General features: G+C 69.4%; 21 protein-coding genes. 4 read left to right on the forward strand and 17 right to left on the reverse strand.

The genetic code is table 11. The features are described from left to right. Positions 1 to 99: 99 nt before the first annotated feature. Together D0Z60_RS00105 and D0Z60_RS00110 are read right to left on the reverse strand one after the other, a co-directional pair. Positions 100 to 768: an MBL fold metallo-hydrolase gene (locus D0Z60_RS00105; RefSeq protein WP_118855788.1), complete on the reverse strand. Its 669-nt coding sequence runs from the start codon at positions 766 to 768 to the stop codon at positions 100 to 102. Further along, positions 765 to 2,006: a dipeptidase gene (locus tag D0Z60_RS00110; protein ID WP_118855791.1), complete on the reverse strand. Its 1,242-nt coding sequence runs from the start codon at positions 2,004 to 2,006 to the stop codon at positions 765 to 767. The genes D0Z60_RS00105 and D0Z60_RS00110 overlap by 4 nt, the downstream gene beginning before the upstream one ends. Before the next feature lie 44 nt (positions 2,007 to 2,050). On the opposite strand from D0Z60_RS00110, the gene pabB reads away from it, so the two are divergent. Further along, positions 2,051 to 3,796, forward strand: coding sequence for an aminodeoxychorismate synthase component I (gene pabB, locus D0Z60_RS00115; RefSeq protein WP_118855793.1), 1,746 nt, complete (start codon positions 2,051 to 2,053; stop codon positions 3,794 to 3,796). Here pabB and pdeM read toward each other — a convergent pair. The 5 genes from pdeM to D0Z60_RS11530 are packed head-to-tail and all read right to left on the reverse strand — an operon-like array spanning position 3,793 to position 7,882. After that, positions 3,793 to 4,455 (reverse strand): ligase-associated DNA damage response endonuclease PdeM, encoded by a 663-nt coding sequence (gene pdeM / locus D0Z60_RS00120; RefSeq protein WP_118855796.1) that lies wholly within the window; start codon positions 4,453 to 4,455, stop codon positions 3,793 to 3,795. The genes pabB and pdeM overlap by 4 nt on opposite strands. Positions 4,456 to 4,481: 26 nt before the next feature. After that, the gene (locus tag D0Z60_RS00125) at positions 4,482 to 4,931 is read right to left on the reverse strand and encodes a hypothetical protein (protein ID WP_118855799.1); all 450 of its coding nucleotides are present in this window, start codon (positions 4,929 to 4,931) and stop codon (positions 4,482 to 4,484) included. After that, the gene (locus D0Z60_RS00130) at positions 4,932 to 5,219 is read right to left on the reverse strand and encodes a hypothetical protein (RefSeq protein WP_240325481.1); all 288 of its coding nucleotides are present in this window, start codon (positions 5,217 to 5,219) and stop codon (positions 4,932 to 4,934) included. It lies immediately after the preceding gene. 42 nt (positions 5,220 to 5,261) lie between these two features. Further along, positions 5,262 to 7,670: a ligase-associated DNA damage response DEXH box helicase gene (locus D0Z60_RS00135; RefSeq protein ID WP_118858352.1), complete on the reverse strand. Its 2,409-nt coding sequence runs from the start codon at positions 7,668 to 7,670 to the stop codon at positions 5,262 to 5,264. Beyond that, positions 7,667 to 7,882 carry a hypothetical protein gene (locus tag D0Z60_RS11530; RefSeq protein WP_162888005.1) on the reverse strand — a complete coding sequence of 72 codons (216 nt, stop codon included), beginning with the start codon at positions 7,880 to 7,882 and terminating at the stop codon, positions 7,667 to 7,669. Before D0Z60_RS11530 ends, D0Z60_RS00135 begins: the two co-directional genes overlap by 4 nt. Positions 7,883 to 7,918: 36 nt before the next feature. Here D0Z60_RS11530 and D0Z60_RS00140 point away from each other — a divergent pair, with 36 nt between their 5' ends. Then, entirely contained in the window at positions 7,919 to 8,923 is a 1,005-nt protein-coding gene (locus D0Z60_RS00140) for a ligase-associated DNA damage response exonuclease (protein WP_118855803.1), read from the forward strand. A gap of 6 nt (positions 8,924 to 8,929) precedes the next feature. Here D0Z60_RS00140 and D0Z60_RS11535 read toward each other — a convergent pair whose 3' ends face one another. Both D0Z60_RS11535 and D0Z60_RS00145 read right to left on the reverse strand, forming a co-directional pair. Then, positions 8,930 to 9,067 (reverse strand): hypothetical protein, encoded by a 138-nt coding sequence (locus D0Z60_RS11535; RefSeq protein ID WP_162888006.1) that lies wholly within the window; start codon positions 9,065 to 9,067, stop codon positions 8,930 to 8,932. A 118-nt stretch (positions 9,068 to 9,185) separates the two neighbouring features. Next, entirely contained in the window at positions 9,186 to 9,983 is a 798-nt protein-coding gene (locus tag D0Z60_RS00145; protein ID WP_118855806.1) for a division plane positioning ATPase MipZ, read from the reverse strand. 81 nt (positions 9,984 to 10,064) lie between these two features. Between D0Z60_RS00145 and panC the strand changes: the two genes are divergently transcribed. Then, positions 10,065 to 10,901, forward strand: a complete 837-nt coding sequence (gene panC / locus D0Z60_RS00150; protein WP_118855809.1) for a pantoate--beta-alanine ligase — start codon at positions 10,065 to 10,067, stop codon at positions 10,899 to 10,901. A gap of 83 nt (positions 10,902 to 10,984) precedes the next feature. Further along, the gene (locus tag D0Z60_RS00155; protein WP_118858353.1) at positions 10,985 to 11,287 is read left to right on the forward strand and encodes an SEL1-like repeat protein; all 303 of its coding nucleotides are present in this window, start codon (positions 10,985 to 10,987) and stop codon (positions 11,285 to 11,287) included. Here D0Z60_RS00155 and pal read toward each other — a convergent pair. From pal to ruvB, 8 genes are all read right to left on the reverse strand, one after another. Continuing rightward, positions 11,284 to 11,799, reverse strand: coding sequence for a peptidoglycan-associated lipoprotein Pal (gene pal / locus D0Z60_RS00160; protein ID WP_205421012.1), 516 nt, complete (start codon positions 11,797 to 11,799; stop codon positions 11,284 to 11,286). The genes D0Z60_RS00155 and pal overlap by 4 nt on opposite strands. A gap of 23 nt (positions 11,800 to 11,822) precedes the next feature. Beyond that, complete coding sequence (gene tolB / locus D0Z60_RS00165) at positions 11,823 to 13,106, reverse strand: Tol-Pal system beta propeller repeat protein TolB (RefSeq protein WP_240325482.1); 1,284 nt, start codon at positions 13,104 to 13,106, stop codon at positions 11,823 to 11,825. A gap of 97 nt (positions 13,107 to 13,203) precedes the next feature. Beyond that, complete coding sequence (locus D0Z60_RS00170) at positions 13,204 to 13,983, reverse strand: hypothetical protein (protein ID WP_118855815.1); 780 nt, start codon at positions 13,981 to 13,983, stop codon at positions 13,204 to 13,206. Then, positions 13,980 to 14,423, reverse strand: coding sequence for an ExbD/TolR family protein (locus D0Z60_RS00175; protein WP_118855818.1), 444 nt, complete (start codon positions 14,421 to 14,423; stop codon positions 13,980 to 13,982). Before D0Z60_RS00175 ends, D0Z60_RS00170 begins: the two co-directional genes overlap by 4 nt. Next, positions 14,423 to 15,112, reverse strand: a complete 690-nt coding sequence (gene tolQ / locus D0Z60_RS00180) for a protein TolQ (RefSeq protein ID WP_118855821.1) — start codon at positions 15,110 to 15,112, stop codon at positions 14,423 to 14,425. The genes D0Z60_RS00175 and tolQ overlap by 1 nt, the downstream gene beginning before the upstream one ends. Continuing rightward, positions 15,112 to 15,564 carry a YbgC/FadM family acyl-CoA thioesterase gene (locus D0Z60_RS00185; protein ID WP_118855824.1) on the reverse strand — a complete coding sequence of 151 codons (453 nt, stop codon included), beginning with the start codon at positions 15,562 to 15,564 and terminating at the stop codon, positions 15,112 to 15,114. Before D0Z60_RS00185 ends, tolQ begins: the two co-directional genes overlap by 1 nt. 40 nt (positions 15,565 to 15,604) lie before the next feature. Continuing rightward, the gene (locus tag D0Z60_RS00190) at positions 15,605 to 16,750 is read right to left on the reverse strand and encodes a DUF3089 domain-containing protein (protein WP_118855827.1); all 1,146 of its coding nucleotides are present in this window, start codon (positions 16,748 to 16,750) and stop codon (positions 15,605 to 15,607) included. After that, a complete protein-coding gene (ruvB, locus tag D0Z60_RS00195; RefSeq protein ID WP_118855830.1) occupies positions 16,747 to 17,784 on the reverse strand; it encodes a Holliday junction branch migration DNA helicase RuvB in 1,038 nt (345 codons plus the stop codon). The genes D0Z60_RS00190 and ruvB overlap by 4 nt, the downstream gene beginning before the upstream one ends. Positions 17,785 to 17,857 lie beyond the last annotated feature (73 nt).

Consider the following 17,857-nt stretch of genomic DNA (forward strand, 5'->3'; position numbering starts at 1 on the left):
GCACTGCTCGTGGGTCCCGAGAGAAGGAAACCCGCGGCGGCGGCCGGACGGTCGCGAACGAGTGCGCCCTAGGCCAAAAGCGCGGGTCGCGCAAGCGGGTTAGGCCTGCTGGAGCGCCCGGTCGCCGACGAACGGGTTGGTGGCGCGCTCGCGGGCGAAGGTCGACATCGGGCCGTGGCCGGGGATGAAGGCGGTCTCGCCGCCCATCGGCCACAGCTTGAGGCGGATCGAATCGAGCAGGTCCTGGTGGCTGCCGAGCGGGAAGTCGGTGCGGCCGATCGATCCGGCGAACAGCACGTCGCCGACGATCGCCAGTTTCGAGGCGGGGTGGTGGAAGACGACATGGCCGGGGGTGTGGCCGGGGCAATGGCGGACGTCGAAGGTGAGATCGCCGACCGTGACCGTGTCGCCGTCGGCAAGCCAGCGCGCGGGTTCGAACGGCTTGCCGCCGATGCCGTAGTTGCGGCCGTCGTCTTCGAGCCGGGCGATCCAGAAGCGGTCGTCCTCGTGCGGGCCCTCGATCTCGACCCCGAGCTCGGCGGCGAGGATGCCGGCCTGGCCGCAATGGTCGATGTGGCCGTGGGTGAGAAGGATCTTTTCGATCGTCACGCCATGCTGGGTGGCAGCGGCCTTGAGCCGGTCGAGATCGCCGCCGGGATCGACGAACGCGCCGCGCATGGTGGCCGTGCACCACAACAGGGTGCAATTCTGCTGCAGCGGAGTGACCGGAACGATGGCGGCGCGGAGCGGCGGAGTGGGCGCGGTCATGGTTGCTTGGCCATGCTCGGCTTGACGTCGCGCAGGGTGCGGGCGGTGGCTTCGGCGCCGCGCAGGGCGCGTAGGATGTTGCCGCCGGCGAGCTTGGCGAGGTTGGAGTCCGTCCAGCCGCGGCGGATCAGCTCGGCGAACAGCAGGGGATAGCCGTCGGCGCTGCCGAGTCCCTCGACGGTGACTGAAATGCCGTCGAGGTCGCCGCCGATGCCGACATGGTCGTGCCCGGCGACCCGGACGATATGCTCGATATGGTCGGCGACGTCGGTGACCCGCACCACCGGCTTAGGGTTTGACGATTCCCAGCTTTTGACGCCCGCGTCGACCGTCGCCTTGCTTTGCGGATGGAGCGACTTGAGGCGCGCTTCCTCGGCAGCGCGCTCGCTGTTCCAGCGGCGGAAATCGTTCGACAGGAAGGGCGGGACGAAGGTCGCCATGATGACGCCGCCGTTCGCGGGCAACAGGCGCAGCACCGTGTCGGGCACGTTGCGGGGGTGCGGGACGAGGGCGTGGGCGTTGGAATGCGAAAAGATCACCGGCGCGGCGCTTGCGGCAATAGCGTCGGCGGCGGTGGCGGCCGAGACGTGGCTGAGGTCGACCAGCATGCCGAGCCGGTTCATTTCGCGCACGATCTCGACCCCGAACGGGCTGAGGCCGTCGTGCTTGTTCTCGTCGGTGCCGCTGTCGGCCCATTCGGTGGTCTGGTTGTGGGTCAGCGTCATGTAGCGCACGCCGAGATCGTGGAAGCGGCGCAGCGCGGCCATCGAGCCGCCGATCTGGCGGCCGCCCTCGATCCCGAGTAGCGAGCCGATCCGGCCCGAGCGGTGGATCCGGACCATGTCGTCGGCGCTTGTCGCAAGCTCGAGGTGGCGCGGGTAGGCGGCGATCAGGCGGCGGGCGGTGTCGATCTGCTCGAGCGTCACCCGGATCGCCTCGTCGCCGACCAGCGTTCCGGTGATGTAGACCGACCAGAATTGGCCGCCGACCCGGCCGGCGCGCAGGCGGGCGAAGTCGGTCATCAGCGGCGGGGTGCGGGCCGCGGTGCCGCTTTCGAGATCCTCGACCGACGAGCCGAAATCTTCGCGCAACGCCCACGGCAGGTCGTTGTGGCCGTCGATCAACGGGGTGCGCTTGAGGATCCGGTCGATCCGCTTCTGGACGGCGGGATCGATCGGCTGGGCGAAGGCCGGCGCGGCGAGCGACAAGGCCAGCGCGGCGAGAAGGGGGAGACGCATGGCGGCGACTTTACGGCCTGGCCGGGGGCGGTCAATGGACGGCGATGACCGGGCCGTTCCTGCTGTTCGACGATTCGCGCAAGGGGACGGCGCGGCTGTACGAGCGGCCGGTCGGCGAGATCGTGGCGATCGAGGCGGACGAGGTTCGTGCGGCACTCGGCGAGCTGCGCGCGGCGGTGGCGGACGGACGGCACGCGGCGGGTTTCATCGGCTATGACGCCTGCTACGGGCTCGAGTCGAAGCTCGGGCCGCTGGCGCGGCGAGGCGGCGCAGCGCCGCTGCTGTGGTTCGGGCTGTTCGACGGGTTTCGCGAGCTTGGCTCGGCGGACGTGGCGGCGTTGCTTGGCGATCCGGCGGCGGCGTGGCTGGGGCGGCCGGAGCCGCGGATATCACGCGATGATTATGTCGCTGCGGCGGGGCGGGTGCGCGCGCATCTGTTCGCCGGCGACTTCTACCAAGCCAATCTGACCTTCGGCTGCGACGTTGCGCTGAGCGGCCCGCCGCTCGCGGCCTATGCGGAGATCAAGCGGCGGTCGAACGCGGCGTGGGGCGGGGTGGCGCGGTTCCCCGGCGGCTGGCTGCTGTCGGCCAGCCCCGAGCAGTTCTTCACGCTTCGCGACGGGCTGCTCGAGGCCAAGCCGATGAAGGGCACTGCGCCGCGTCACGACGATCCCGCCGCCGACCGCGCCGAAGCCGACACGCTGGCCGCCGACTCAAAGCAACGCGCCGAGAATCTGATGATCGTCGACCTGCTGCGCAACGACCTCGCGCGGGTCGCGGAGACCGGGAGCGTCGACGTGCCCGAGCTGTTCGCGGTCGAGAGCTTTCCGACCGTCCACCAGATGGTCAGCCGGGTGACGGCACGGCTGCGCGGCGGGCTCGGGCCGGTCGACGTGCTGGAGACGCTGTTTCCGTGCGGGTCGATCACCGGGGCGCCGAAGATCGCGGCGATCGCGGCGCTTCGAGCGCTCGAGCCGGAGCCGCGCGGCGCCTATACGGGCAGCATGGGCTGGATCGCGCCGAACGGGGACGCCGCGTTCAACGTGCTGATCCGGACGCTCGAGTGGGCCGACGGGGCGGGGGTGGCCCGGCTCGGGCTCGGCTCGGGGCTTGTCGTCGACAGCGTCGCGGGCAATGAGTGGGACGAGTGCCTGCTCAAAGGGAAATTCGTGGCGTCCGACGTGCAAGATTTCGACCTCATCGAGACCATGCGGTTCGACCCGCACGGGGGGATCGCGTTTCTCGAGGAACATCTCGACCGGCTGGGGCGGGCAGCGGAGCAGTTCGATTTCCGCTTCGACCGCCACGGCGCGCGCAACGAGCTCCAGGCGGCGACCTTCCGCCGCTCGGACCCGGCGATGCTGAGGCTGCTGCTGTCGCCCAAGGGGTCGATGGCGGTCGAGCTGAAGCCGCTGCCCGAAGCGCCGCGCGAGCGGGTCAAGGTGGCGGTTCGTCCGCTGCCGGTGGCGAGCGACGACGTTCGGCTGAGGTGGAAGACGACGGCGCGGGCGTTCCTCGACGAGGCGCGGCGGGAAGGCGGCGGCTATGAGACGGTGTTCGTCGATGGCGAAGGAATGGTCACCGAGGGCAGCTTCACCAACGTGTTCGTCGAGCGCGGCGGGCGGCTGGCGACCCCGCCGCTCAGCCGCGGGCTGATGCCGGGATTGCTTCGCGCGCGGCTGATTGCCGAGGGGAAAGCAGTCGAGGCGGAGGTGAGCGAGGCCGATCTCGCCGGCGGGTTCCTGATCGGCAACAGCGTGCGCGGACTGATCCGCGCCGAACTAGCCTAAGCGGCGATCGGAAAGCGAAGCAGGCGGCCGGTCACCGGCACCAGCGCCGACGCGCGCGGGCCGACCTTGCGGAGGATCTCGGGATGGTGGGCGTCGAGCCCGCCGGTGAGCGATCCGAACGCCGGCAGGATGAGCTTGGCCGGGGTGGCGACGAAGCAGCGGCGCGAGACGTTGCGGCCCTTGAGGTGAAGGCGCAGCTTGGGGTGGAAGTGACCCGACAGTTCCGGGCGCGGATCAGCGGGGTCGGCCTCGTGGCGCAGGATGAGGCCGTCGATCGCCAGCTCCTCGACGATCGTCCCGCCGCAATGATCGACGAAGCCGGCATCGTGGTTGCCGGTGATCCATTGCCAGTCGAGCCGGGCGGTGAGGGAGATCAGCAGGTCGCGCGCGGCGGCGGGCAGGCGGTCGCAGCCGAAGCGGTCGTGAAACGAATCGCCGAGGCAGAACAAGCGGCGGGCGCCGCACTGGTCGACGATCCGCTCGAGCGCCTGGAGCGTGGCGAGCGAATCATAAGGCGGGAGGAACTGGCCGAGGCGCGCGAACCAGCTCGCCTTCTCGAGGTGCAGGTCGGCAACCAGAAGCGCCCCCTGCGCCGGCCAATAAAGCGCGCCCTCGGGATGGGCGAGGAGATCGTGGCCGGCGAACGAAAAGGGAACCATTTGCCCGCGCTATCCGCAATCGCGGCCTAATCCAAGCCGGCAAGATGGTCGCGCAGCGCGCGCGCGTCGTGCAGCGCGTTGTGCGGCACCGCGCTGTTGGCGGCATTGGAAAAGCCGGGCACCGGCACGAGGCGCAGGATCAGGCCGTGGACCTGCTGCATCTGGCCGGGGCCGCTGACGAGCAGATTGGCGAGGTGGGCGAGGTCCTCGGGCCAGTCGGCGATGATCTCGGCGCCGTCGTCATGCGCCAGCCACACCGCGAGCGCGTGACTCGCGGCGGCGCGGTCGAGCCGCGGCGAGCGCAGCGCATCGGGCACGTGATCGAGATAGGGCACGACATTGCGCACCACCCACGGGACCGTCGCCTGGTGGTCGAGCACGATGTAGAATTCCTCGCTGCCGTCCTCGGGGACGAGCGCGAGGCTGATCAGCGCTCCGCCGAAGCCGTCATATTCTGTGTCGAGGAAATAGCGCATCTAGCGGGGCGGCACGAATTCGGGGCGTGGCGGGCACGGCTGGCCGGAACGCGTCGCAGCGGCGCATTTCTTGTCCCACGCGCGCAGCTCCTTGCCATAGGCTTCCTCGGCCTCGCGCATCGCCCGGCCGCGCGCGGCGTCGGCCTCGGCCTGGCTGGTGATGGCGAGGTCGACGCCCTTGGCGACAGCCTTGACCGGCAAGGTGGCGACGTCGACCGCGGTCTCGGCAATCGCGCCGACAACGCAGCCGCCGAGGGCAAGCGGAAGGAACAGGGCAAGCAAGCGCATCGCCGGCTGATGCCCCAATTCGCCGCGCGCGTCGATTGCCGATCAGTCGAGCGCCATCGCCTCCGCGACCAGCGACTCGGCTTCCATAAGCAGTGCCTCGTCAGCCGCTCCGGCCGGCGCCGCCTCGCGGCCGATGACGACCATCAGCGGGATCGCCAGCGGCGTCACGCGGCTCGCCTCGACATGGACCATCGTCGCCGCGGCGCGGTCGACCAGCCGGGCGAGGCGGCCGAGTTCGGTCATCCGCCCGCGCGCATCATCCCATGCCGCACGCAGCAGCAGATGCTCGGGCTCATATTTGCGCAGCACGTCATAGATGAGGTCGGTCGAAAAGCTGACCTGCTTGCCGGTCTTGCGCTTGCCCGGGTGCTGGCGCTCGACCAGCCCGCCGATCACCGCCACCTCGCGGAAGGCGCGTTTCAGGAGGTGCGACTGCTCGACCCAGTCGATGAACTCCTGCTCGAGGATGTCGGGCGAGAACAGCGCCTTGGCGTCGGTCACCGGCTCGAGGCTGTAGGCGGCGATGGCATAGTCGTTGGCGACAAAGCCCAAGGGTTTGAGACCTGCGTTCTCCATCCGCTTGGTAAGCAGCATGCCGAGCGACTGGTGCGCGTTCCAGCCCTCGAACGAGTAGGCGCACATGTAGTGGCGGCCCTCGCGCGGGAAGGTTTCGACCAGCAATTGGTCGGGGCGGGGCAGGATCGAGCGGCGCTGCTGGACTTCGAGCCATTCGCGCACGTCGTCGGGGAAGCGGTGCCAGTCGGCGTCGTCGGCGAGAAAGGCGCGGACGCGGTCCGCGAGATGGGTGGTCATGCTCATTCGCTGGCCGCCGTAAGTTACCAGCCGCGCCTGCTTGGCCGAGGCGCGCACGACGATATCGCTCTCCTGGAAGCGGACCACCTCGAGCCCGAGGCCGGCGAAAAAGATATGGTCGCCAACGGACAGGGTCGCGCCGAAGCCTTCCTCGACCCGACCGAGGATCCGGCCGTTCTGGAAGCGCACGTCCATCATCGGGTTGTCGACGATCACGCCGGCGTTGAGGCGGTGCTGGGCGACAACCGCGGGACGGGTGATGCGCCATTTGCCGGGTTCATATTCGACCAGCCGCTTGAACTTGTCGTAGGCGCGCAGCGCGTAGCCGCCGGTGGCGATATATTCGAGCACCCGGCGCCACACGGCGTCGGTGAGGCCGGCATAGGGCGCGGCGGAGCGGACTTCGGCGAGCAGCTCGGCCTCGTCGAACGGCGCGGCGCAGGCCACCCCGAGGATGTGCTGCGCAAGCACGTCCAGCGTTCCGGGGCGGAATATTTCGGGATCGAGCTCGACCGCGTCGACCGCGTCGACCGCGGCGCGGGCCTCGAGATATTCGAAACGGTTGCCGGGGACGATCATGCCGCGGCTCGGCTCGTCGAGCCGGTGGTTGGCGCGGCCGATTCGCTGGAGCAGGCGCGAGCTGCCCTTGGGCGCGCCCATCTGAACGACCAAATCGACGTCGCCCCAGTCGATGCCGAGATCGAGGCTGGCGGTGCAGACCAGGGCGCGCAGGCGGCCGTCGCCCATCGCCGCCTCGACCTTGCGCCGCGCCTCAAGCGCCAGGCTGCCGTGGTGGATGCCGATCGGCAGGGCGCTGTCGTTGACCGACCACAGTTCCTGGAAAATGAGCTCGGCGAGGCTTCGGGTGTTGCAGAAGACGAGCGTGGTCTTGTGCCGCTCGATCAGCCGCATCACCTCGCCGACCGCGTGGCGGCCGCTGTGCCCGCCCCATGGGATCTTGCCGTCGGGGATGAGGATCGAGAGGTCGGGCTCGGCTCCCGGCTCGCCGGCGACCAGGCGAACGGCGTCGATATCGGCGTCGGGCGCGAGCCAGCTGCGATAGGCGTCGGGATCGCTGATCGTCGCGCTTAGGCCGACCCGGCGGAGGCTCGGGCGAAGCGCCTGCAGGCGCGACAGGGACAAAGCGAGCAGGTCGCCGCGCTTCTCGCGGGCGAAGGCGTGGATTTCGTCGAGGACGATGGTTTCGAGCTCGTCGAACAGCATCGCGCTGTCGGGATAGGAGAGGAGCAGGCTGAGGCTCTCGGGCGTGGTCAGCAGGATCTGCGGCGGGCGGACTCGCTGGCGGGCCTTGCGGTCGGAGGGCGTGTCGCCGCTGCGGGTCTCGACCCGGATGTCGAGACCCATCTCGTCGATCGGGGTGAGGAGGTTGCGCTGGACGTCGACCGCCAGCGCCTTGAGCGGTGAAACGTAGAGCGTGTGCAGCCGCTCCCGCGGCCGATCGATCAGGTCGACCAGGGTCGGCAGGAAGCCGGCGAGCGTCTTGCCGGCGCCGGTCGCCGCGACGAGCAGCGCATGCTCGCCGGAGCGGGCCGCGTCGAGTATCTCAAGCTGGTGGCGGCGCGGCTGCCAGCCGCGCCCGGCGAACCATTGCTCGAGCGGTTGCGGAAGGTGGCTCAGTTGCCGTCGGTGCCCTGGTCGCGGCGCCGTTCTTCTTCCTGATAGAGCTGGTGGGTAGCGCGCTCGGTCTCGGGCGGGCTCGAGGACTTGCCCTTGCTGCGCACGCGCAGCACGCCCCACACGATCACCCCGAGGAGGACGAGGACGGCGACGATATCGACCAGCCCCCACTGAAATCCGCCGAAGTCCATGCCGTTCTCCATTGTTGCCACGGAACCGCCGCGGCCATCCTGCCGTATAATGCCGCAATGCCCCGTCTAGGTTCCTGGATCGAGTCCTTTCCCGAGGGCATTTTCGTCAAGCCCGCAGACGCATGGGTCGATCCGTCACAGCCTAAAGCCCGGGCGCTGGTGACGCACGGCCACGCCGATCACGCGCGCGGCGGTCACGGCGCGGTGTGGGCGACGCCCGAGACGCTGGCGATCATGGGTGTGCGCTACGGCCAGCAGGACGAGCGGCCGGTCGCCTATGGCGAGACGGTCCGGGTCGGCGAGGTCGAGGTCAGCTTCGTGCCCGCCGGCCACGTGCTCGGATCGGCGCAGATCATCCTCGACTATGGCGGCGAGCGGGTCGTCGTGACGGGCGACTACAAGCGGCGGCCCGACCCGACCTGCGAGCCGTTCGTGGTGACCCCGTGCGACGTCCTGATCACCGAGGCGACGTTCGGCCTGCCGGTGTTCACCCATCCCGATACCGGCAGCGAGATCGACCGGCTGCTTGCGCGGTTGCACGCCGAGCCGGAGCGCTGCGTGCTCGTCGGCGCCTATGCGCTGGGCAAGGCGCAGCGGGTGATCGCCGAACTGCGCGGGCGCGGGCACGACGCGCCGATCTATTATCACGGCGCGATGGAGCGGCTGTGCCGGCTGTACGAGGAATTGGGCGTGCCGCTCGGCGAGCTGAGGCCGGCGACCGGAGCGGCGAAGGACGAGCTCAAGGGGCGGATCGTGATCGCTCCGCCGAGCGCCCTCAACGACCGCTGGTCGCGGCGGCTGCCGGACCCGATCACGGCGATGGCCTCCGGCTGGATGCGGATCCGGCAGCGCGCGCGGCAGAAGAATGTCGAGCTGCCGCTGGTGATTTCGGATCATAGCGATTGGGAGGAGCTGACCCGGACCATTCGCGAGGTCGCCCCGCGCGAGGTGTGGATCACCCACGGCCGCGAGGACGCGCTGATGCACTGGTGCGCGCTCCACCAGATCAAGGCGCGCGAACTCAATCTGATCGGCTATGAAGACGAGGACGACTTCGAATAGCCGCCTTTAGTAGAGGTAGGCGTCGTCCCACGGGTCGAAGTCGACCTCGAAAGTGAGCGCCCTGTGCAATCCGGCCAGCGCCGCGCCGACCAGCAGCGCACCGCCAACCCACCACCATCGTCTGCCCGCAACGTCCCGGCTCATCATCGCCTCCCCGCCTGCTGCAGCCGGCATAGTAACGGAAAATGGCAATCCGATGAAGGCGGCGTTGCACGGCGGTGACAGGTAGCGGCCTCACCGTGGCCTGCGGGGCACAGTCGGCTCAGGCGGTGGCGGCGATCCGCTCCGGCTCGGCGGCGCGTTCCGGCACGCCGAGGCCCGCGACCATCTCGCGCAATTCCTGGCGCGCGGCGACGTGGGCGATCGACGCGTCGCCGATCTCGCCGAGGTCGAGCAGGGTCAGGCCCTTGGGGAACAACTCGCGATAGATCACGCGTTCGCCGAGCCCGGGAATGACCCGAAAGCCGACCCGGCGAGCGAGCTCGTCAAGCGCCGCGCCCACCCGGCGGAGGTTGTGGCTGTCGATGTGCTGCAGGCGGTTCCTGAGCACGACCCAGTCGACGCTCTTGCCGGCCTGCTTGGCGCGCTGCGTGCGGCTGTTCCAGATCAGCTCGGCGTAAAAGCTCGGGCGGGTGATCTTGTAGGTCTCGGGATCAACCTGGCCGATGAGGTCGAGGTCGACGAAACTGTCGTTCATCGGAGTAACTAGCGTGTCGGCCTTGAGGATCGCGGCGCGGGCGACGGCGTCATCGCGGCCCGGCGTGTCGATGACGATCACGTCGGCGGCGGCGGACAGGCGCTCGACCGCCGCGTCGAGCTTCGCCTCGGTAAGCTCCTCGACGACCTCGAACGCCGGTTGCGGCAGTGGCTTGGCGAGCCGCTCGACGGTCTTGGCCCGGTTCTCGAAATAGCGCGTCATGGTGCGCTGGCGGTGGTCGAGGTCGATCGCCGCCACCGACCGGCCCATCGCGGCCAGAGCGACCGCGGTGTGGACCGCGGTGGTCGACTTGCCGGTGCCGCCCTTTTCGTTCGCGAAGACGATGAAATGCGGCTGGCCCATGCCCGCTAAGCCCCTTATCAACCCGGGCGCACCAGAGCCGGCCCGCCCCCGGCCTAAAGCTCTATCGGAGCGCGGAATCGCATGCAAATCGTTCGTCAAATCATTGCCTTGCCCGATGCGCTCGACGAGTTTCGAGCAGACGGGCGGGTGGCGCTGGTGCCGACCATGGGCGCGCTCCACGACGGACATCTCGCGCTGGTGGCGGAGGCGAAGAAGCGCGCCGAACGGGTGGCGGCGACGATCTTCGTCAATCCGTTGCAGTTCAACGATCCGGCCGACCTCGAGCGCTATCCGCGGCAGGTCGAGAGCGATCTCGCCAAGCTCGAGGCGGCCGGCTGCGACCTGGTGTGGCTGCCGGGCGCGGCGGAGCTCTATCCGGAAGGTTTCGCCACCACGATCCGCGTCGCCGGGATCAGCGAACGGTGGGAGGGCGAGCATCGGCCGGGCCATTTCGACGGCGTCGCGACGGTGGTCGCCAAACTGTTCATCGCGACGCGGCCCGATGTCGCGGTGTTCGGCGAGAAGGATTTCCAGCAACTAGCGGTGATCCGGCGCCTGACCGAGGATCTCGGACTGCCGGTCGAGATTGTCGGCCATGCAACGGTGCGGGAGGCGGACGGGCTGGCGATGTCGTCGCGCAATGCCCTGCTGTCGGCGGAGGATCGGGCGAAGGCGCCTTTGCTCTACGACGCGATCGAAGGTGCGGCCGCCGAGATTTGCTGTTTCACCGAAGTCGAAGAGGCGCTCGCGTTCTCGACCGACCTACTCACGAAAAATGGTTTCGGACCGGTCGATTATCTCGCCCTTGTGGACGAAAAAAACCTCGAACCCTTGGACGTGGACCAGCCCGACAGCCGGATCATCGTCGCCGCCTCTCTCGGCGGAGTTCGGCTGATCGACAATGTGCGTGTCCGATAAGACACAGGGCGGCTCTCAGCGTTAACCATTTGGGAACCATGACCCGCGAAACCTGACGTCATCGAAGCACAGGGGACGTGGACATGGCGATCAGTCAGAAGAGTGCGGAATTCCTGCTCAACAGCCGGCTGGCCGACGCGGCGCGGGGAAGCGTCGAAGCGCTGTACGATCTGGGCGTAACCTATTCGACCGGGCGCGGGGGCATCGCGGTCGACCTCATCGAAGCGCACAAATGGTTCAACCTCGCGGCGCTGTCGGGCGACACGCGAAGCCAGGCCTGCCGCGCCGAAATCTCGATCGAGATGACCGCCCGCGAGATCGCCGAAGCCCAACGCCAGGCGCGCTCGTGGCTCAGCGGAACGGTCCTCGGCCGCAACGCCGCCTAGCGGACGATCACCGTCACCGCGCGGCGGTTCTGGGCCCAGGCGGTTTCGTCTGAACCCGCCGCGACCGGCTTCTCCTTGCCCCAGCTGGTGACAATGAGCCGCGTCACCGGGACACCCTGCGATACCAGATAGTCGCGCGCGGCATTGGCCCGCCGCTCGCCCAGCGCCATATTATATTCGCGCGTGCCGCGCTCGTCGGCATGGCCCTCGATCGAGGCGCGCACCCGTGGGTTAGCCAGCATCCACCGCGCCTGGGCGGCGAGGGTCGCCTGCGACGCGCTGTCGAGGCTGTGCTCGTCGGTCCCGAAATAGACGGTGTCGGAGCCGGCCTTGGCGACTAGGTCGGCCTGCATCGCGGGCAGCTCGGTCAGTTCGACATCGGCGGGATCGACCCCGGGCGGAACCTCGGTTCCCGCCTCGGCCGGCGGAAGCGTCTCGGGCTCGGCCGCCTTGCGCGCGCAGGCAGTGGTCATGAGCGCCGCGGCGCTGAGGGCGATGAGGGTCTTGCGCATGCGAAAATCTCCTTGCGGAACGTCTAGGATTTGAGCGGCGACCAGCTCGGGTCGCTGCCGCCCTGGGGGGTGGGAATTCGGCGGACGGCGCCGCCATTGACCGGGACGGCGTGGAGCGAGGCCGCGCCGCTGCCGCGCTGGGTGCGATGGAACAGCACGAACTGGCCGTTGGGCGCGAAGCTCGGCCCCTCGTCCTGCCAGCCGTCGGTGAGGATTCGCACGCCGCCGCCCGATGCGTTCATCACGCCGACGTTGAAGCTTCCGGCGATTCGGGTGAAGGCGATGAGGTCGCCGCGCGGGCTCCAGACGGGGGAGGCGAAGCGGCCGCCGCCGAAGCTGATCCGCCGCTGCGCGCCGCCGCCGGCATCCATCACATACAGCTGCTGGCTGCCCGAGCGGTCGCTTTCGAACACGATCCGGCGGCCGTCGGGCGAGTAGCTCGGCGAGGTGTCGACGCCGGGCGCGCTGGTCAGCCGGCGCGGCGTGCCGCCCGATGCCGACACAACATAGATGTCGGTGTTGCCGTCCCGCGCCCAAGAGAAGACGATGTCGCGGCCGTCGGGCGAGAAGCGCGGCGCGAAGGTCACCGCGCCGCCGGGGACGAGCAGGCGCTCGGCGCCCGAGGCGACGTCGAGGACGTAGACCCGCGGCTTCCTCGCCAGCGTGCCGGTGTAGACCAGCCGGTCGCCGCGCGGGCTGAAGCGCGGCATGGTCACGGTCGACCGGCCGGGGGTCAGATAGCGCAGGTTGGTGCCGTCCGAGTCCATCAGCGCAATGCGCTTGACGCGGTCGGTCTTGGGACCGGTTTCGGCGACGAACACGATGCGCGTGTCGAGGAACGGCTGCTCGCCGGTGAGGCGGGCGTAGACGAGGTCGGCGCATTTGTGCGCGGCCCGGCGCCAGTCGCTTTCGGCAACGACGAAGCCCTGGCTGGCAAGTTGGCGGCCGGCGGTGACGTCGTGGAGCAGGCAGGCGACGGTCAGCCGCCCGTCGCCGCGCGGCTCGACATAGCCGGAGACCAATGCCCCGGCCCCGGCGCTGCGCCACTCGCCATAGGCAGGCGCGCCGGCCTGCTCGACCGAATAGCCGGGCATTCCGGATGGGCCGAGCGGGGTAAAGGCGCCGGTCGAGCGCAGGTCGGAGGCGACGACCTCGGCAATCTGGCGGCCGATTTGCGGCGCGCCGCCGGCCGACGGCATGGCCGGGACGGCGATGGTTTGGGCCGCTGTCCGACCCCCCACCACGTCGACTTCGATGGGCTGGCGTTCCTCTTGAGCAAGCGCCGCCGCGCTCGGAACTGCCGTCATTGCGAGGAGCGTTAGCGACGAAGCAATCCAGCGGCGGAATATCTGGATTGCTTCGCTCCGCTCGCAATGACGGTCGGGGAGGTGGGTCATAGGGTCCTCACGGCAGCTTGTAAGTCATGATGAAGTTCGACCAGCCCTTGTCATACAGGTCGGGCGGGAGGCCGCTGAGCGGCGCGCAGCCTACGAAACTGGCGACGGCCAAATCTTTGACGCGCTCCTCAAAGCGCGCATTGTCGTCCGTGACGCCGCTGGTCGAAAGGACTTGCGGCGCACGGCGCAATCGTCCGTTCGGTAGCAACTGCACGCGAAGGCGGACGACAATCTTGTTGGCGTCTGGTCCGGGATTGATCTGACGGTCGGCGCACGGCTGAATCTTGCGGCGGATGACACTGACAATGCCCGCCATCTGGCTTGTGCTCACACTCGCCGCCGCCGGCTTGGCCGCGCCGGGGCGCGGGGCGAGGTCGTCGTCGAGCTTGGCGAGGAAATCGTCGCCGAGGCCGGGCCGCGGCGCCGGGCGGGGGGCGGGGCGTTGCTGGGGCCGGGGCGGCTGCGGGCGCTGGGCCTGGCGCGGCGGAGCGGGCTCCGGGCGGGCGGCCGGCTGGGGGACGGCGCGTGGGGTCGGCGGCGGGGGCGTTTCGGCAACCGGCTCGGGCTCGGCCTGTTCGAGCGGCGCGGGCGGAGGGGCGGAGGGTGCGGCGACCGCTTGAGGGGCCGCGCTGTCGAGCGCGACCTCATCGACGAAATCGACTTCCATCGCCGGCGCTTCAGGCTGCTCGTCAAGGTCGGCAAGCGTCAGCGACAAGGCCGCGATCAGCGCCGCGTGGAGCAGCAGCGCAAGGCCGGCACCTTCCCATTCGAAGCGGTCGGCGGTCACGGCGCCTGCTCGCCTCCGACCGAAACCAGAGCGACCCGGTTGAGGCCGGCGCGGTTGAGCTCGCCCATCACCCGCATCACCCGGCCGTAGTCGAGACCCTTGTCGGCGCGCAGGTAGATTCGGCGGCCCTCGGCCGGTTCGGGCTCGGCGGCGATGGCGGCGAGCCGCTGCGGGAGATCGGCCTCGGCGACCGGGGCATCGTCGATGAACAAGGCGCCATCCTTGTCGAGCGCGATCTGGACCGGCTTCGATTGCTGGTCGAGCGCCTTGGCGCGGTTCTCGGGCAGATCGATCGGCACGCCGGCGACAAGCAACGGCGCGGTGATCATGAAGATGATCAGCAGCACCAGCATGACGTCGACGAGAGGGGTGACGTTGATCTCCGCCATCGGCGCCCGGCGCTTGCCGCCGCGGCCGCGCGAGGGGAGACTGGCGCCCATCAGGCCTCGACCTCGAGCTCGCGGCTCAAGGTAGCGTGGAAGCGGTCGGCGAAGCGGCCGAGGCGGGCCTCGAGCTTGTCGAGTCCGTGGCTGAGCCGGTTGTAGGCGATCACCGCCGGAATCGCCGCGAACAGGCCGATGGCGGTGGCGAACAGCGCCTCGGCGATGCCCGGAGCGACCACCGCGAGCGATGTGTTGTTGCTGTCGGCGATGGCGGTGAAGCTGCGCATGATGCCCCACACCGTGCCGAACAGGCCGACGAACGGCGCGACCGAGCCGACCGTGGCGAGGATGTTCAGCCGGTCGCCGAGGCGGTCGAGTTCGGCGGCGACGGCGGCGTTCATCCGGGTGGCGAGGCGTTCGCGGGTGCCCGAGCGGTCGACCGAGCGGCTACGGGTCGAGCGGCGCCACTCGTCGAGCCCGGCGTCGAGCACCGCGGCGATCGGCAGCGCTTCCTTGCCGCGCACCTTGTGGAAGGCGTCGATATCGTCCGCCGCCCAGAAATCGTCCTCATAGGCCGCGCTCGACCGGTTGATGCGCTTGAGGCGAAGCGCGTGGGTGAAGATGATCGCCCAGGTCCAGATGCTGGCGAGCAGCAGGCCGATCATCACCGCCTTCACCACCACGTCGGCGTGGAGGAACAGCGCCATCGGCGACATCATATCGGTGGTGGACGCGATCTCGGGCATCAATCCTCGCTCAGTCGGTGGAAGCGGTCGACCCACTCGCGCGGCTGGCGGCGTGGGCGGTCGTCGGGGCCGAGGAAGGCGGCGGTGATGCGTCCATCGGCAAGATGTTCGGCCCCGCGCATGACTCGCTGATGAATGTGGACCGAGGCGGCACGGACCTGCTCAACGCTCGAGACGATGACGAGGTCGTCGCCGAGCCGGGCGGGGCGGAGATAACGGACGTGGGCCTCGGCGACGGCATAGACGCCAATGCCGTCCTCCTTGGCGGCGCGCTGATCGATGCCGACTGAGCGCAGCATGTCGGAGCGGGCGCGCTCCATGAACTTGAGGTAGTTGGCGTAGTAGACGATGCCGGCGGTGTCGGTGTCCTCGAAGTAGACGGTCAGCGCGAAATGGTGGTGCGCGCCGACGAAGCCGCCGCGATAGGGAGTGTCGAAGGGCGACGCGGTCATCGCGCCGACCCTTACACAGCGGCGGACTCGCGGGGCAAGCCTAGCGCCGCGCCCGGCCCTGCCCCTGCCTCACCTCGGCGCCGACCTCGGCGACGCGGCGGACGAGATCGCCCTGCGCAACCTGGATGTCGGCGAGGTGCATGCCCCAGCCGGGGATGAAGAAGCCGGCCAGCCCGACCTCGCCGCCGATGCGGTCGGTGCGCTTGTCGGCCGGGTCGGCGTTGGTGCGAACCTCGAGATAGCCGCGCGGGCCATTGTTGACGCAGCGTCCCGAGGCGAGGCCCTCGGTGCGGACGTAAGGGGTCGGCGCTCGGCCCTCGCTCGACCAGGCGATCGGGCCGCCGGGGACGGGGACCCCGGAGCGGGTGCTCCAATAGCTGTCGAGATCGACCCAACCGCGCGCTCCCGGCCGACCGGGATTGGTGCAGCCGACGGTCATTCCGGGCTGGTTGGCAAAGCCGAAGATCGCGCCGGGCGGCGGCGGGTTGCCCTGGCGGTAGCTGACCCAGCTCAGCACGCAGCCGGTTTCGCCGGGCGCAGCGCATAGCGGGGTGGATTTCAGGGTCCCGCCGACCCGTTTGCCGATCGGAACGAAGAGATTGTAGCCGGGAATGATGGCGAGCTTCAGCGACTTGGCGGCGGGCTTGCCTTCGATGTCGGCGGCGATCAGTTGCTGGAGCATCAGCGCGCCCTGGCTGTGGCCGAGGAGGACGAACGGACGGCCCTGATTGTGGCGCTCGAGATAGGTGCGCCAGGCGCGGCGGATGTCGCCGAACGCCAGCCGGGCGGGGCCGGTGACGTCGCCGCCGGTCGCGGCAAAGGCGACCGCGCCGACGGTCATCGAGCGATAGGTGGGAGCGAACATCCGGCAGGCGCCGGCGAAGCGGGCAAACTGGCTGGTGAGGATCGCCCGCTCCTCGCCACTGCCCGGAACGAGATCGCTGTTCAGTCCGCGGTCCCGCGAGACGGTCGGGTAGACGACAAAGCAGTCGATCGGCGGGTCGGCGGCGACGGGCGACAGGCCAGTCGAGCCATAGCCGTTGCGGTTGAGCGCGGTAGTCCGCAGCGGGGTCGAGCAGGCGTCCTTGCGGCCGGGCAGGCAGAGCCAGTTGGCCGGCGTATCATAGGAGGTGGCGGACGGCGCGGCCTGGACGGCGAAGAGCGCGGCGGCGGCGAACAAGCTCATTTGGACTCCGGATCGAACAATCCTGACTGGCTGCCGGCGGGCGGGTTGAGGCCGAGATGGGTCCAGCCGCGCCCGTTGAGGCAGCGCCCGCGTGCCGTGCGGGCGATGAGGCCAAGCTGAATGAGATAGGGTTCGACGACGTCCTCGAGCGTGTCGCGCGGCTCGCTAAGGCCGGCGGCGAGGGTCTCGATGCCGACCGGGCCGCCGCCGTAGAGATCGGCGATCATGGTAAGGTAGCGGCGGTCCATCGCGTCGAGCCCAAGGGCATCGATCTCGAGCCGGTCGAGCGCCCGGTCGGCGACCGCAGCGTCGATCGTGTCGGCTCCCGCGGCATGGGCGAAGTCGCGCACCCGGCGAAGCAGCCGGCCGGCGATGCGCGGAGTGCCGCGCGAGCGCCGGGCGATCTCGTGCTCGCCCTCGGCCGATGTCGGCGCGCCGAGCAGCCGGGCGGCGCGGCGGACGACCTGCTCGAGCTCGTCGACCGAGTAGAAGTTGAGCCGGATCGGAATTCCGAAACGGTCGCGCAACGGGGTCGTGAGCAGACCCTGACGGGTGGTCGCGCCGACGAGGGTAAAGCGCGGCAGGTCGATGCGTACCGAGCGCGCCGAGGGACCCTCGCCGATCATGAGGTCGAGCGCGCGGTCCTCCATCGCCGGATAGAGCACTTCCTCGACCGCCGGATTGAGGCGGTGGATTTCATCGATGAACAGCACGTCGCCGTCCTCGAGGTTGGTGAGCAAAGCGGCGAGGTCGCCCGACTTGGCGATCACCGGGCCCGAGGTGGCGCGGAAGCCGACGCCCATCTCGCGCGCGAGGATCCCGGCGAGCGTGGTCTTGCCGAGACCCGGCGGGCCAAAGAACAGGACGTGGTCCAGTGCCTCGCCGCGGGACTTGGCGGCATTGACGAAAATGCGCAGATTCTCGCGCGCCCCCTTCTGGCCGACGAACTCGTCGAGGCTCTTCGGACGGAGCGCCTGGTCCTGGTCCTCGGCGGTACGCTCGGGGGTGGTGATTCGGGCGGGATCCGTGGCCATCAGCGCGCTCTTAAAGTCACAAATTTCACGCAGCATCGGCCGTTTCGGGGACCGGATCGCGAAGTTAAGCGAG

Origin of the sequence: Sphingomonas mesophila (genome assembly GCF_003499275.1) — a bacterium.
In the GTDB taxonomy this organism is placed as follows: Bacteria; Pseudomonadota; Alphaproteobacteria; order Sphingomonadales; family Sphingomonadaceae; genus Sphingomicrobium; species Sphingomicrobium mesophilum.

What these genes read in the sequence shown, in the direction of transcription:
- panC (WP_118855809.1), top strand. Translation starts at nt 10,065, where the DNA reads ATGCAAATCGTTCGTCAAATCATTGCCTTGCCCGATGCGCTCGACGAG.
- D0Z60_RS00125 (WP_118855799.1), bottom strand. Translation starts at nt 4,931, where the DNA reads ATGCGCTATTTCCTCGACACAGAATATGACGGCTTCGGCGGAGCGCTG.
- tolQ (WP_118855821.1), bottom strand. Translation starts at nt 15,112, where the DNA reads ATGCCCGAGATCGCGTCCACCACCGATATGATGTCGCCGATGGCGCTG.
- pdeM (WP_118855796.1), bottom strand. Translation starts at nt 4,455, where the DNA reads ATGGTTCCCTTTTCGTTCGCCGGCCACGATCTCCTCGCCCATCCCGAG.
- tolB (WP_240325482.1), bottom strand. Translation starts at nt 13,106, where the DNA reads ATGACGGCAGTTCCGAGCGCGGCGGCGCTTGCTCAAGAGGAACGCCAG.
- D0Z60_RS00110 (WP_118855791.1), bottom strand. Translation starts at nt 2,006, where the DNA reads ATGCGTCTCCCCCTTCTCGCCGCGCTGGCCTTGTCGCTCGCCGCGCCG.
- D0Z60_RS11535 (WP_162888006.1), bottom strand. Translation starts at nt 9,067, where the DNA reads ATGAGCCGGGACGTTGCGGGCAGACGATGGTGGTGGGTTGGCGGTGCG.
- ruvB (WP_118855830.1), bottom strand. Translation starts at nt 17,784, where the DNA reads ATGGCCACGGATCCCGCCCGAATCACCACCCCCGAGCGTACCGCCGAG.
- D0Z60_RS00105 (WP_118855788.1), bottom strand. Translation starts at nt 768, where the DNA reads ATGACCGCGCCCACTCCGCCGCTCCGCGCCGCCATCGTTCCGGTCACT.
- D0Z60_RS00185 (WP_118855824.1), bottom strand. Translation starts at nt 15,564, where the DNA reads ATGACCGCGTCGCCCTTCGACACTCCCTATCGCGGCGGCTTCGTCGGC.
- D0Z60_RS00175 (WP_118855818.1), bottom strand. Translation starts at nt 14,423, where the DNA reads ATGGGCGCCAGTCTCCCCTCGCGCGGCCGCGGCGGCAAGCGCCGGGCG.
- D0Z60_RS00190 (WP_118855827.1), bottom strand. Translation starts at nt 16,750, where the DNA reads ATGAGCTTGTTCGCCGCCGCCGCGCTCTTCGCCGTCCAGGCCGCGCCG.
- D0Z60_RS00130 (WP_240325481.1), bottom strand. Translation starts at nt 5,219, where the DNA reads ATGCGCTTGCTTGCCCTGTTCCTTCCGCTTGCCCTCGGCGGCTGCGTT.
- D0Z60_RS00140 (WP_118855803.1), top strand. Translation starts at nt 7,919, where the DNA reads ATGCCCCGTCTAGGTTCCTGGATCGAGTCCTTTCCCGAGGGCATTTTC.
- pal (WP_205421012.1), bottom strand. Translation starts at nt 11,799, where the DNA reads ATGCGCAAGACCCTCATCGCCCTCAGCGCCGCGGCGCTCATGACCACT.
- D0Z60_RS00155 (WP_118858353.1), top strand. Translation starts at nt 10,985, where the DNA reads ATGGCGATCAGTCAGAAGAGTGCGGAATTCCTGCTCAACAGCCGGCTG.
- pabB (WP_118855793.1), top strand. Translation starts at nt 2,051, where the DNA reads ATGACCGGGCCGTTCCTGCTGTTCGACGATTCGCGCAAGGGGACGGCG.
- D0Z60_RS00145 (WP_118855806.1), bottom strand. Translation starts at nt 9,983, where the DNA reads ATGGGCCAGCCGCATTTCATCGTCTTCGCGAACGAAAAGGGCGGCACC.